General features: G+C 33.3%; 12 protein-coding genes. 5 read left to right on the top strand and 7 right to left on the bottom strand.

Annotated features, from left to right (window positions below):
• Positions 1–107: 107 nt before the first annotated feature.
• The 5 genes from HUE87_RS06130 to HUE87_RS06110 are packed head-to-tail and all read left to right on the top strand — an operon-like array spanning position 108 to position 5,347.
• On the top strand, positions 108–884 hold the full coding sequence (locus tag HUE87_RS06130) for an exodeoxyribonuclease III (RefSeq protein ID WP_194367836.1): 777 nt from the start codon (positions 108–110) through the stop codon (positions 882–884).
• Between the two features lie 44 nt (positions 885–928).
• Positions 929–1,666 carry a fumarate reductase cytochrome b subunit gene (locus HUE87_RS06125; RefSeq protein ID WP_194367835.1) on the top strand — a complete coding sequence of 246 codons (738 nt, stop codon included), beginning with the start codon at positions 929–931 and terminating at the stop codon, positions 1,664–1,666.
• Complete coding sequence (locus HUE87_RS06120; protein WP_194367834.1) at positions 1,663–3,651, top strand: fumarate reductase flavoprotein subunit; 1,989 nt, start codon at positions 1,663–1,665, stop codon at positions 3,649–3,651. Before HUE87_RS06125 ends, HUE87_RS06120 begins: the two co-directional genes overlap by 4 nt.
• Positions 3,648–4,385 (top strand): fumarate reductase iron-sulfur subunit, encoded by a 738-nt coding sequence (locus tag HUE87_RS06115; protein WP_194367833.1) that lies wholly within the window; start codon positions 3,648–3,650, stop codon positions 4,383–4,385. The genes HUE87_RS06120 and HUE87_RS06115 overlap by 4 nt, the downstream gene beginning before the upstream one ends.
• A gap of 17 nt (positions 4,386–4,402) precedes the next feature.
• Positions 4,403–5,347, top strand: a complete 945-nt coding sequence (locus tag HUE87_RS06110; RefSeq protein WP_194367832.1) for a cation diffusion facilitator family transporter — start codon at positions 4,403–4,405, stop codon at positions 5,345–5,347.
• On the opposite strand, the gene mog is transcribed toward HUE87_RS06110, so the two are convergent.
• The 7 genes from mog to aroB form a co-directional block, all read right to left on the bottom strand.
• Positions 5,340–5,873 carry a molybdopterin adenylyltransferase gene (mog, locus tag HUE87_RS06105; protein ID WP_194367831.1) on the bottom strand — a complete coding sequence of 178 codons (534 nt, stop codon included), beginning with the start codon at positions 5,871–5,873 and terminating at the stop codon, positions 5,340–5,342. The two genes, HUE87_RS06110 and mog, sit on opposite strands and share 8 nt — an antisense overlap.
• A gap of 11 nt (positions 5,874–5,884) precedes the next feature.
• Positions 5,885–6,406, bottom strand: a complete 522-nt coding sequence (gene bioV, locus HUE87_RS06100) for a pimelyl-ACP methyl ester esterase BioV (protein ID WP_194367830.1) — start codon at positions 6,404–6,406, stop codon at positions 5,885–5,887.
• Positions 6,407–6,558: 152 nt separating this feature from the next.
• The gene (locus HUE87_RS06095; protein ID WP_194367829.1) at positions 6,559–7,974 is read right to left on the bottom strand and encodes an SDR family oxidoreductase; all 1,416 of its coding nucleotides are present in this window, start codon (positions 7,972–7,974) and stop codon (positions 6,559–6,561) included.
• A 48-nt stretch (positions 7,975–8,022) separates the two neighbouring features.
• Positions 8,023–9,666: an AAA family ATPase gene (locus tag HUE87_RS06090; protein WP_194367828.1), complete on the bottom strand. Its 1,644-nt coding sequence runs from the start codon at positions 9,664–9,666 to the stop codon at positions 8,023–8,025.
• Positions 9,653–10,900 carry a tRNA (N(6)-L-threonylcarbamoyladenosine(37)-C(2))-methylthiotransferase MtaB gene (mtaB, locus tag HUE87_RS06085; protein ID WP_194367827.1) on the bottom strand — a complete coding sequence of 416 codons (1,248 nt, stop codon included), beginning with the start codon at positions 10,898–10,900 and terminating at the stop codon, positions 9,653–9,655. Before mtaB ends, HUE87_RS06090 begins: the two co-directional genes overlap by 14 nt.
• Positions 10,901–12,544, bottom strand: a complete 1,644-nt coding sequence (locus tag HUE87_RS06080) for a mechanosensitive ion channel family protein (RefSeq protein ID WP_194367826.1) — start codon at positions 12,542–12,544, stop codon at positions 10,901–10,903.
• On the bottom strand, positions 12,544–13,593 hold the full coding sequence (gene aroB / locus HUE87_RS06075; protein ID WP_194367825.1) for a 3-dehydroquinate synthase: 1,050 nt from the start codon (positions 13,591–13,593) through the stop codon (positions 12,544–12,546). The genes HUE87_RS06080 and aroB overlap by 1 nt, the downstream gene beginning before the upstream one ends.
• Positions 13,594–13,603: the final 10 nt, after the last annotated feature.

The following is a 13,603-nucleotide window of genomic DNA, read 5'->3' as shown; positions in this document are numbered from 1 at the left end:
ACGCCTCTGTATTAAAGTGCTACTGATAAAAAAACTTTTTTTATCAGAAGGCTCGCGCACTTTACTGCTTTTTACTTACAAACAAATACACTAAAAAAGAATGCATAATGTCAAACTCAATTGAAATAATCTCATGGAACGTTAATGGTATACGAGCTGTAGGCAATAAAGAGGCTCTTAAATGGATTGATGGACGAAATCCAGATATATTATGTCTTCAAGAGATAAAAGCACTCCCAAGCCAAATCCCTGATAATTTATTTGATAAAAGGTATGTAGATACATTAATTAATTCTGCAAGTAAAAAAGGATATAGCGGAACTATGACTTATAGTTCAATTCAAAGTGATTACAACTCTACATGTAACAATATTGACACTCTAAGCGAGGGGAGAATTGTTGAGACTCACTATGGAGATATAGTTCTTTTTAATATTTACTTTCCAAATGGTCAAAAAGATGATGAGCGGTTGGCACATAAGATGAAATTCTATGATGACTTTTTATCTTACAGTGAACAACTAAGAGAAGATGGAAAATCTATAATTATTTGCGGAGATGTAAATACCGCCCACAAAGAGATTGATCTTAAAAATCCAAAAGCAAACTCTAAAACATCTGGTTTTTTGCCAGCTGAGAGAGCGTGGATAGATAAACTGATAGAACATGGTTATGTAGATACGTTTAGATATGTAAATGGGGATGAAGCAGATAGATATAGCTGGTGGTCTTACCGCTCAGGTGCAAGACTAAAAAATGTAGGTTGGAGAATTGACTATTTCTTTATCAGTGAAGATTTATGCGAAAACCTAGAAGATGCTTTTATACTTGATGAAATTAACGGCTCTGACCACTGTCCTGTTGGCATAATAATTAGTATTTAATAAAAAAAATAATATAATCCTCGTAATTAATTATATGAGGTAATATGAAACAGATAAAAATAGATAAAATACCGGCTAGGCTAGACTTCATACAGAGTGCGAGTGGACTAATACTTGCACTTTTTATGTGGGCACACATGTTTTTCGTATCCACAATATTACTTGGTAAAGAGGTTATGTATAACGTAACAAAGTTTTTTGAAGGGGAATATTTTTTTGGAGAGTCATATCCAATTATTGTAACAATTGCAGCGGGTGCTATTTTCATAATATTTATAGCGCATGCTTTAGTTGCATTACGTAAATTTCCATCAAACTATAAAAAATATAAAATTATGAAAAATCATATAAAGTCGTTTAATCATACTGACACGACACTTTGGTTTTGGCAAATATTCACTGGTTTTGCAATGTTCTTCTTAGGCTCTATTCACCTCTATATTATTATGACTAATCCTTCAGAAATTGGCCCATATGCTTCAGCTGATCGCGTTGTAACTGAGTGGATGTGGCCGTTATACATACTACTGTTATTGGCAGTAGAACTACATGGCTCTATAGGCTTATATCGTCTTGCACTTAAGTGGGGATGGTTTGAAGGCAGTGACACTAAAAAAAGTAGAAGTAATCTACGTAAACTAAAATATGCTATCACAATATTTTTTCTTACCCTAGGATTTATAACTTTAGCAGCTTATATTAAAATAGGCATTGAGCATAAAAGTAAGGCTGGAGAGAGATATCATAAAGTAACCAAGACTATTCAAGGGACACAACAATGAAAATAATTTATACGGATTCGCTAATCATTGGTGGAGGACTTGCAGGCTTGAGAGTTGCAACAGGAGTTAAAGAACGTGGGCATGATGTAATTGTATTAACACTAGTGCCACCAAAGCGTTCACACTCTGCAGCAGCACAAGGTGGAATGCAAGCATCTTTAGCGAACTCTAAAATGGGTGAAGGTGACAACGAAGATGTACACTTTAGTGACACTATCAAAGGTAGTGACTGGGGAGCTGATCAAGAAGTTGCTAGAATGTTTACACACTGTGCTCCAAAAGCTATACGAGAATTAGCTCAATGGGGAGTTCCTTGGACTAGAGTTCAAAGAGGTGACAGACAGTCTGTGATAAATGCAAAAAAAGTCACTATCACAGAAAGAGATGAGGCGCATGGTCTTATTACTGCCAGAGATTTTGGTGGTACTAAAAAGTGGAGAACCTGCTACACGTCTGACGGGACAGGACATAGTATGCTGTACGCTATGGACAACAAAGCTCATGAAGATAAAATAGAGATGCACGAAAGGCTTGAGGCTATATCGCTTATTCATGAGAATGGTCGATGTTACGGGGCAGTTGCTAGAAACCTAATGAATGGTGAATTAGTTGCTTATGTATCAAAAGCAACAACCATTGCTACAGGTGGATATGGCAGAATTTATAGTGTGTCTACTAACGCTGTTATTTGTCAAGGCATAGGACAAGCTATAGCATTAGAAACAGGTGTTGCGACACTTGGTAATATGGAAGCTATACAGTTTCATCCAACAGCTATTGTTCCTGTAGGAATTTTAACTACAGAGGGTTGTCGTGGCGATGGCGGACTGCTTCTTGACAAAGATGGCTATAGATTTATGCCAGATTATGAACCAGAAAAAAAAGAGCTTGCGTCTCGTGATGTTGTTAGTCGTAGAATGACTGAGCATATCAGAAAAGGAAAAGGTGTCAAGTCTCGCTATGGTGATCATCTATGGTTAGATATAACTATACTTGGACGTGCACACATTGAAAAAAACCTTAGAGAAGTAAAAGAGATTTGTGAAAATTTTCTAGGTATAGACCCTGCAGTAGACTGGATACCCGTTCGCCCTACTCAACACTACTCAATGGGTGGAATTCGTACAAAATTCACAGGTGAATCACAAACACTAAAAGGTTTATACTCATGTGGCGAGGCAGCTTGCTGGGATATGCACGGCTTTAATAGACTTGGAGGAAACTCTGTTAGTGAAACAGTTGTAGCTGGTATGTTAGTTGGAGAGTACATTTCTGATTATCTTGATAGTGATGATAGCGATATAAAAATAAATACTGCCGTTGTTGAAGAAGCATTAAAAACTGAGGCTGATAAACTAGAAGCTCTTCTTAAAAAAGAGAATGGTGAAGATGCATATATTCTTCGTCGTAGAATGGAAGAGATTATGATGGAAAAAGTTGGAATATTCAGAAATGGAGATGACCTTCAAGATGCTGTAAATGAACTATCAGAACTTCTAAAAAGAAGTGAAAATATAGAAGTTTTTCGCTCTAAAAGTAAAGCAGCAAACCCAGCTTTAGTCAATGCATATAGAACTCAAAAAATGCTAAAAGTAGCTCTTTGTGTAGCTTATGGAGCACTACTAAGAAAAGAGAGTCGTGGGGCACACTCCAGAGAAGACTATCTTGAACGTGATGATGAAAACTGGCTAAAAAGAACTATAACAAGCTGGGAGAGTAAAGAGCAAGTGCTCCCAACAGTAAGCTATGAAGATATAGATATATCAAAAATGGAGATACCTCCTGGCTTCCGCGGTTATGGAAAAGATTTAACAAACACTCATCCAGATTCACAAGAGAGACAAAAAATTGTTGACGACATAACAGAAAAACTTGAGGCAAAAGGAGCATCTCGCTTTGATATTCAAAATGCTCTAATGCCCTTTATTGATAAACTTCCAAAAAAATATCAGGGAATTAATGAAAGATTAGGAGAAAATGTATGAGTGAAGAAAACAATAGAATTTTAAAAATAAGTATTTTAAGATTTGATCCAAATGATCCAGAAGATTTTCCTCATATGCAAACTTTTGAAGTTGAAGAAGCAGATGGCATGACACTCTTTATTGCACTTAATGAGATTAGAGAGCATCACGACAATTCACTAAAATTTGATTTTGTTTGTCGTGCAGGAATTTGCGGAAGTTGCTCTATGCTTGTAAATGGAACTCCTACTTTGGCATGTAAAACTCTAACTTCAAAACTAGGAGTTAACATATCCTTAGCCCCTCTTCCTCTTTTTGAACTAATTGGTGATTTATCTATATATACTGGAAAATGGATGCGTTACTTAAATCAGCATTTAGAAACTTGGATACACAATAAAGAAAAAGAATTAAATGTTGATAAGCTTGAAGAGAGAATGGAACCAGAACTAGCTGATGAAATTTATGAACTTGAGCGTTGTATAGAGTGTGGGTGCTGTGTGGCAGGCTGTGGTACTATTCAGATGAGACAAGAGTTTGTTGGAGCTGTTGGCTTAAACAAAATAGCAAGATACCACTTAGACCCAAGAGATATGCGAAGTGATGAAGAGTTTTATAAGCTTATTGGTAATGAAGATGGTGTATTTGGATGTATGACACTTCTAGGGTGTGAAGATGTTTGCCCTAAGAGCTTACCTTTACAAACGAAAATTGCTTATCTTAGAAGAATGATGATTAAAACTTCAATGAAGTAAAACAAAGAAGAGCAGCAATGAAAGAAAGAAAAATATTTTGGATAATAATATTTAACTCATTAATTGTAATTTCTGAAATATTTTTTGGAATTATTTCAAACTCTTTTGCTCTAATTGCTGATGCCTTGCATAATACGGGCGATGTTTTAGCTATAGCTATAACGTATATGGCACTAAAGCTAGGGGCTAAAAAAACAACGTTTAAATATACATTTGGTTTTATAAAAGCTGAAATGATGGCAGCATTTACAAACACATTATTTCTATTTGTAACCATGATTTATATGATTTATGAAGCGGTCAATAGAGTATATAATCCTGAAGTTATAGAACCAATATATATGATAGTTGTTGGAATAATCGCTGTAATAGCAAATGGAGTCAGTGCTTATATCTTGCACTCTCTTGGTGTGGAACACAGTCATGGTCATGAACACTCACATGATGAGACACATAATCACCACCACCATGGAGATGCAAATATTCAATCTGCCTACTTGCATATGCTAAGTGATGCTCTAATATCTGTTGGTGTTGTTGTTGCAGGTATATTTATATATTATTTTAAAATTTATTATATAGATTCAATACTGACTATAATATTCTCTATTTACATTTTAAAACACTCATATCCACTGCTTAAAAAAAGTTTCTTATCACTTATGGATGTAAATACAACTGATATTTCTCAGGAAAAATTAGATGAAATCATAAATAGCGATGAGGCAATCTTGGAATATAATGACCTTCATATCTCTAGACCAAATTCAAAGTTTAACTTTATATCATTTCACATAGTATTAAATGATGATAAGTTAAATCTCTTGAATGTAGAAAAAATTACAGATAATATAAAATATAAACTAGAACACATTGGCTTTAATCACATATTGATTCAAGTTGATTCAAGCAAGCATATTAAAAATCAAATACATTGTAATTATAATGGAGTGGCTATTTAGCTTTAGGTCTAAAAGCCTTAATAACACTCTCGTTAGTTTCAATAAACGGACCTTCTATAAGATCTATACAGTATGGAACCGCCGGAAATACTGCATCCAAACACTCACGAATTGACTTTGGTTTTCCTGGCAGATTTATAATTAGACTTTTTCCTCTAATTCCAGCTGTTTGACGGGACAAAATTGCTGTTGGTACATACTTCAAGCTAACTTGTCTCATAAGCTCACCAAAGCCTGGCATCATCTTCTGACAAACATTCTCAGTAGCCTCAGGTGTAACATCACGAAGCGCAGGGCCTGTTCCGCCAGTAGTAACAACTAAACAGCACCCTGCTTCGTCACACAACTCTTTCATAGTCTCTTCAAGTATATCTTGCTCATCAGGAATACATCTATAAACTATCTCAAATTCACTGGATAAATAATCTTTCATAGTATCTTGTATTGCAACACCAGATATATCCTCATATATTCCCTTACTTGCCCTATCACTTGCCGTTATTACACCTATTTTGATTTCACTCATATCTTTTCCTATTAATTTATTTGTAAAAAATGGTTTGCACTTTTAATATAGGTTACAGTAGCTATTTGCAAGAAAAACTCTCTTGCTCCGCATACATCTATAATTTTATCTTCACTACCAAGATATACCTCTATTTTTACACCTTTTTGAGATATGTTTTTTAACTCTTGTAAGTCCCACTCATACTTCAACAACTCCTCAAGCTCTTCTTTTTTACTGTTTATAAGTTCTACTATTTTCTTCTCATGTGGAGAGAAGCACAAATCAATAAATTGTCTTATGTATTGATCTGTGTTTTTACTGTAAGAGAGTAGTTGTAACCTTTTAAACTTCTCATTTTTTGTTTGAAAAAAAGCTGGGGAAAACAACTGAAGCGTATCTACTCTGCTTGAACATTCCAGCTGTTGTTTAACATGTTCTAATGCTTTAATTGAACCATAACTAAATCCACATATTGAGTATTCAGATGTGTTTATAAAACTCTTAAAAAGATACATTTCATTATTCAGTGAAAAACCGCTAAAAAACTTCATTAAAACTCTTATATATCACTATGAACTCCTAAAAGGTTTTGTACATGAATTATACTTTGCAATCATTAATATTCTGTAAAATACTGCACAAGAGAAGAGATTGGATTAACCATAATGTATATTTAATAATCTGTTTGGTGAAAAAATCTAAATCAACTGCTTTTTTTAAGAATACTATTTATCATATTTTTAAAAATAAAATAGTGAAGAGGTATAAGAATATACCAATAAATACGGCCTAAGATACCTTTAGGATAAAAGTATGCCGATTGAATCAGTTTGTCACCATCTATTTTAAACTCTAGCCATGCCAATCCAGGTAATTTCATTTGTGCAAAAAGCAATAGTCTTTCATTTTCTTTTATATCTACAACTCTCCAAAAATCCAAACAATCACCAAGTCTTAAATTACTATGATCCCTTCTACCTCTACTTAGTCCAACTCCGCCAAATACTTTATCAATTGCTCCTCTTATCTTCCATAAGAAAGTGTAACTAAACCAACCATTTTCACCACCAATAGAAGTAATGGATTTAAATATCTTCGATTTATCAAAAGAACTAATATTAACCTCTTTTCTGTCAACATATATAGCATCATTGATTTGATTTATATGGTTAACATCCCAAGTAGTATCATCTGTATCACTCCATCTGCTTAGTACTTGATTTTGCTCTATCTCAATAACAGCTTTTATTACAGCCTCAATATAGCCAATAGGCTTTATTTGTGGATAATACTCTTTTGCATTGTTATTTTGTATTGTTACTTCTGACTTAAGCCCCTCTATTAATACTTTTGCAACCTTATAAGGAACCGGTGTGATTAAATTTAACCAATAAGAAGAAAAATTTATACTCAGAAATGGTACAGCTATAAGATATCTTTTTAGCTCAAGCGCAGTTGCCGTTTTCAGCAGCATATCTTTATATCTCATTTTTGTAGAACCAACATCAACTATAATATTTTTTCTATATTCTAAATATAAAGACGAAACAAGGTAATTCATCACATCATCTATTGCGATTGGTTGTGCGTAAGTATTAACCCACTTTGGTGTTATCATTAGCGGTAACTTCTCTACAAGATTACGAATAATTTCAAAACTGGCACTTCCAGAGCCTATAATTACTCCAGCTCTTATCCATATAGTTTGGACACTACTACATGAACTTAAAATCTCACCAGTTTCAATACGACTTAAGAGATGTTGACTTGTAAAATCATTCTTAACACCTAATCCACCAAGGTAAATTACTCTTTTAACACCACAGTCGCTTGCAATTTGTATAAAATTTTCAGCCGATTTATTATCAAGAACTTTGTAATTATCTTTATTTAGAGAGTGAATTAAATAATAAGCAGTATCAATTCCAGACAAAGCTTCAGCCAAAGCTTCTTTATTAAAGGTATCGCCTTCTATTACTTCATAATTATCAAGTATGTTTTTAGATAATTTTTCTTTATTTCGAACAAATATCCTCAGGTTAATATCTTTTTCTAAGATAAGCAGGCTTTTTAATCTTCTACCAATATAACCGTTTGCACCAGTAAGTAATACTTTCATAATACACCCCCAAATAAACAAGTTTTTTTCTGCTTAAAAACAATTTATCTATAAATATTTATCTATAAATATTTTAACATCTTCCTTTGTAATACTTTCTCTCTCATAGAGAACATTCTCAACTTTATTTATAACTTCCAATAAAGATTCTAACAAAATCCTAGTCTCATCATAAAGTCTACTCATAAAGATTTCTTGCTCTTTATCTTTAGCTAATAATGATTCACCCATGCCATACTCTTGAAGCATTTTATTAACTATCTCTTTTGCTTCGTCTAAATCAACTTTTGCACTACTGGCATGCTCATTAAATTTAATGCCACAGGCTACCATGCCAGCTAACAACATCTTAACTCTTGATTCCAATTCATGTTTAATTAATGGATCGTCTGTTCTTGGGGTTAGTTTCTCACTTGAGAGCATCAACTTCTCAAACGGCAAGTTAAAGTAAGTAGCACATGTAACTTTAGCCGCTTGATAAGTTACTCTATACTCCTTTTGTTTATCACTTAACATCTGAAGCTTTTTCTTTCCAAACATAACCTTATCTTTTACGTGATGAAAATGATCAATAGTAACTTGAAAATCATGTTGTCTTATTGAAAGAAGAGCTGCTTCATTTACCAATGCAGCCAAAGATGCACCATTGAATCCAACTGTCATATTTGCTATTGCCTTAACATCTAGCTCGTGGGGAATTTGAGCTAAATATTTTGATAAAATAGATTCTCTCTCCCTTTTTGTCGGAAGCTCAACAAAAACTCTTCTGTCAAATCTACCTGCGCGAAGAAGTGCAGAGTCCAATATATCTATCTTATTGGTAGCAGCTATTACTATCACTCCACTGGAATTTTCAAAACCATCCATCTCTGTTAGAAGCTGATTGAGAGTTGCTTCTCTTTCGTCATTTCTTTGCCCATCTCTTGTTTTACCAACTGCATCTATTTCATCTATAAATATAATAGATGGGGAATTGTTTTTGGCAGCGCTGAAAAGTTCATGAACTCTTTTTGCACCCATCCCAACATATATTTGTACAAATGAGGCACCACTTTGATAGTAAAAAGGCACACCTGCCTCATTAGCAACGGCTTTGGCAATCATAGTTTTACCTACACCAGGAGGGCCAACTAAAAGGACACCTCTTGGCATTCTTGCACCAAAAGTTTTATACCGTTTTGGGTTTTTCATAAAATCTATAATCTCTTCCAGCTCTATTTTAACATCACTTATTCCGCCAATATCATTGAAGGTAACATCACTTTTTGTTGATTCAATTGGTCTTGTTGTCTCATAAGCAGAAATAGATAAATCTTTTTGTATACTTCTACCTATTTTTAGTGGACTTTTTTGAAGCCACCTAAACACAAGGCTCCCTATACCTAAAAATAAAACTAAAAAAAGTAGATATACAATTATATTTGAACCACTGTCAACTTCAACTTGATAGTCTATAAACATCTTAGGAGTAACTTGGGATGATGCTATTTTGTAAAAATCTTTATCTGTTTTAAGGTAAACATAATCTTTAGAAACAACTACTTTTTTAACTAAATGGTTATCCAGGATTTCAGTTGCATCGTTAAGAGTTATTTTATCTGCATTATCTCTAAGCATTGCAAATAGAACTAAGATAATCACTAAAAAAGCTGATGCATAAAGAGCTACTCTGTTTGACTTAGACTCTAGCATAATTAAACTCCTTTTTTATTTTATAATCTTTAATACTTAGCCAATTACCAACAAGGTCTTCATCGGACTCTACTGATATTTTATTAAAATATTGGTCATAACCAATATATAGACCATCTTTTTCATTCTCTATTAAAACTTCCAGTTCGCCATTAAAAGCTTTTCTAAATTCTAGGTTTTTTGCTTTAACAATAGACTCTAATTCATGTAATCGCTCTTTTGCTACTTTACCGTTAACTTCTAGCTTCATTGTAGCAGATGGAGTACCGTCTCTTTTTGAATATGTAAAAGCATGCAGATGAGTAAGAGGTAAATCTTTTACATTTATCATAGCCTCATTCCAAAGCTCTTGACTCTCACCTGGATGACCGGTAATAAAGTCAGTACCAATAGCAAAGCCTTTGGATGCTAAAAGTTCAAAGAGTTCTCTATCTTGTTTGTAGATATTCCTTCTATTCATATGTTTTAACATTTGTGGAGAAGTGTGTTGAAGCGCTATGTGAAGATGCCTTTCAAGCCAAGGCTCACCAAGTATCTCTTTAAACTCATCTGTTATTTGAATAGGCTCAACACTCCCTAATCGTATGCGTCTGACACCGCGAATTTGTGATATTTTTTTCATAAGTAGTGCGAGAGAACTATCTGTTTTTTGACCATAGCTTCCAACATTAGTGCCAGTTAAGATAAATTCACCAAAACCGTTTAGAGCTAGGCTTCTGATTTGCTCTAAAATTCTATCCTCATCCATACTTCTTGCATCACCACGTACAAATGGGATAATGCAGTAAGAACAGCGAAAACTACACCCCTCTTGAATTTTTATAAACGCCCTGCTCATTCCGACAAAATCATCAACAACTGCTTCATCAATATGGTTTAAATCACCAGGCTCGTAAAAAGGTTTATCTTTACTCAACATTGAATCTATTTTCAATTTTTCACTTTGACCAAATACCCCTTGAACCCTTCCCTGAGTAAGTAGTTTTTCACCTTTTGTATGTGCTCCGCAACCTGTTAAGAAAACTTTAGCACCACTGCTTTTTTCTACATGTGATAGATATGAACGAACATGAGAATCGGCTCCATTAGTTACAGTGCACGAATTTATTACAACAACATCGGCTTCACTTTCAATCTCTGTAACATCATAATCTTGCATAGCACCCATCATAACCTGAGAGTCATAAAGGTTAGTTCTGCAACCAAAAGTTTTAAAATAAACCTTTTTTTTCATCTATACAACTTCATTTTCATCAAAAGGTGGTTTTTTTCTAACTGTTTCTACATGTAGTTTTTGAGTTGGGTATGCAATAGTAATATCATCTTCAGCATTAAAAGCATCAACTATCTCAACAGATATTACACTTCTTAAAGTAAGAGTTGCATAAGCGTTCGTCAAATACCATGCATCAATTGATATACCATTTTGTTCAATAAATGAAAAAATCCTGGGTTCAACATTTGTATTTTTAAGACTATACTGGTTTCTCAGTTTATTTAACTGTTTTCTAGTTATATCGGTATAACCTTTAGAGTATTTTTTAGTTATCTCTTTACAGATTTGCATCGCTTTTTTATGATTTGAATCAAATGATATAGTGATATTTACACCATCCCAAACAGTTTTAAGTGTGCTGTGAGTGTAGTTTGCAATCATTCTTGTAAAGACATAATTATTTGGTACAAAAATAATTCTTCCCGCTCTTCTATTTTGCATAACAGATGTCAGCGTAATATCTTCAAGTATCGTCATTCGAAGAAGTGAAATATCCATAACATCACCAACATACTTCATTCCGTCCATATCTACGCGAATTCTATCTCCAACATGAATGCTCCCGCCAAAGACTATTACAAGCCATCCCAAGATGCTCATAAACCAATCTTTCATAGCAATAGCGATACCGGCTGAGGCGAACCCAAGTATTGTAACCAAGTATGCGACATTTTCAATATAATTAAAAAATAGAATTAAAATTATTAACGTAAAATTTGCAAATGTAATAATTTTATTTGCCATATAAAATCGTTCATTGTCAGTTATATATTTTTTAACAATCAATTTAAGGAGAAAAAATATAATAAAAACAACTAAAACTATAACACCTATTCTTACAATTTTCAGCATTTGAACTTCAATAGCTTTATTAATATTTATCTCTACAATTTCTAATCTTTTTTGATAAACCTCAGAGGTAACACTCATAGTATCAAGTGCTGTCTCAAATCTCTCTAGTTGCTTTGATTTTCTCTTTGCTGCTTCTTTATATTTACCATCAGTATCTATAGCTTCTATCTCTTTATAGATAGATATCTGCAATCTTAATAATGATATCAGTTCACTTAACTCATCTTTTTGCAGCACATATTCACTGTAGTCTTTTTCCACTGTTTTAATCAAAGAGATTCCAGTAAATATATCAAATGGGTTTGTAATTACTACAGTTTCATCGATACTAGGTGGAGTTAAAATATTTGCAAAAGGAGAGCTGTCTTTTTTCTTTAGTTTTTCTATTTGCGATGTTAAAATTTTCTCTTTTGATACAAGTGCATCTAACTCATCTTTTTGAGTAACAGATTTTTTTCTTTTTCTTTGTAAAAAATCTATTCTTTTTTTAATCTTCTCCAAACTTTCTCTAACTTCTAAAGATGTTAAATAAGAGGCATAACTTTTCGTCCAAACACTATCTTTATTTTCTATATTTACTTCAAGATTCTCCAATTCTAAAACATATTCAGCTATTTTTTCTTTTTTAAGATCCTCTTTTTCAAGCTCTTGTTTTAGAATCTCCTGCTTGTCTGTAACAATACTTTTATCTACACTCTCAGCAAGTAACAAAGATGAAGTTAATAGAAAATATAAAAATATTATCTTCATTAAGATTCTCCAAACTTGTTTAAAACACACATGATTGTTCCTATGTCTACTTTGTCTGTAATTGTTACATTTCCAATTCCTATAGGAATAATGAATGTTATCGCAGAATCAGAGCTTTTTTTATCTAAGAAAAATGCTTCATAAAAACTGCGAGAGTTTTCTATTTTGTATGAAGTTGGTAGATTATATTTTTCTAGCAGTGCTTTTACTCGTGCAGCTTCTTTTTCACTCATAAGATTCATTTTTACAGCTACATCATTTGCCATAACCATGCCAATAGCTACAGCTTCACCATGTAGATATTTTTTATATTTTGTTTCATTTTCTATTACATGTCCAAAAGTATGTCCATAGTTAAGGGCTGCACGTATTCCGTGCTCTTTTTCATCTTTAGTCACAACATCTGCTTTTGTTGAAACTGCTTGTTTTATAACTTCTTGTAAAACTTCAGGGTTATTAAGATCAGAACACTCTAAAAATTCAAAAAAATCTTTATTAAAAGTCACTGCCATTTTCACTATTTCAGCGACACCAGCACTAAATTCGCGAGATGGAAGTGTTGTTAAAAAATATGGGTCAATATATACAGCTTTGGGCTGATGAAATGCTCCAACAAGGTTTTTCCCATACTTATTATTCATTCCGGTTTTCCCACCAACGCTAGCATCAACTTGAGAAAGAAGAGTTGTTGGAATCTGAATAAAATCTATACCTCTCTGATATATACTTGCAGCAAAACCAGTCATATCTCCAATTACACCACCGCCAAAAGCAATCAAGATAGATTTGCGATTAAAACGATTTTCAAATAATGACTCTAAAATTGTATCTATACTCTCTTGATTTTTATATTTTTCACCATCTTTTAAAGTTACTACATGTAGCTCTTTTGCAGAAACCTTTGTTAGTAAATATTCTAAATGAATAGCAGAGACTGTTTCATTAGTTACGATTGCTACTTTAGTGTCAAGATGAAGTGTTGGGAGAGTATTTATTGTTATATCGTATGAGTTGTCAACAACTTTTTTAAGAGCTATATTTACTTGCATTGTTTATCCA

Origin of the sequence: Candidatus Sulfurimonas marisnigri (assembly GCF_015265475.1) — a bacterium.
Classification (GTDB): domain Bacteria; phylum Campylobacterota; class Campylobacteria; order Campylobacterales; family Sulfurimonadaceae; genus Sulfurimonas; species Sulfurimonas marisnigri.
The sequence above is the reverse complement of the archived record's forward strand: the minus strand, read 5'-3'. Positions and strand labels throughout refer to the sequence as shown.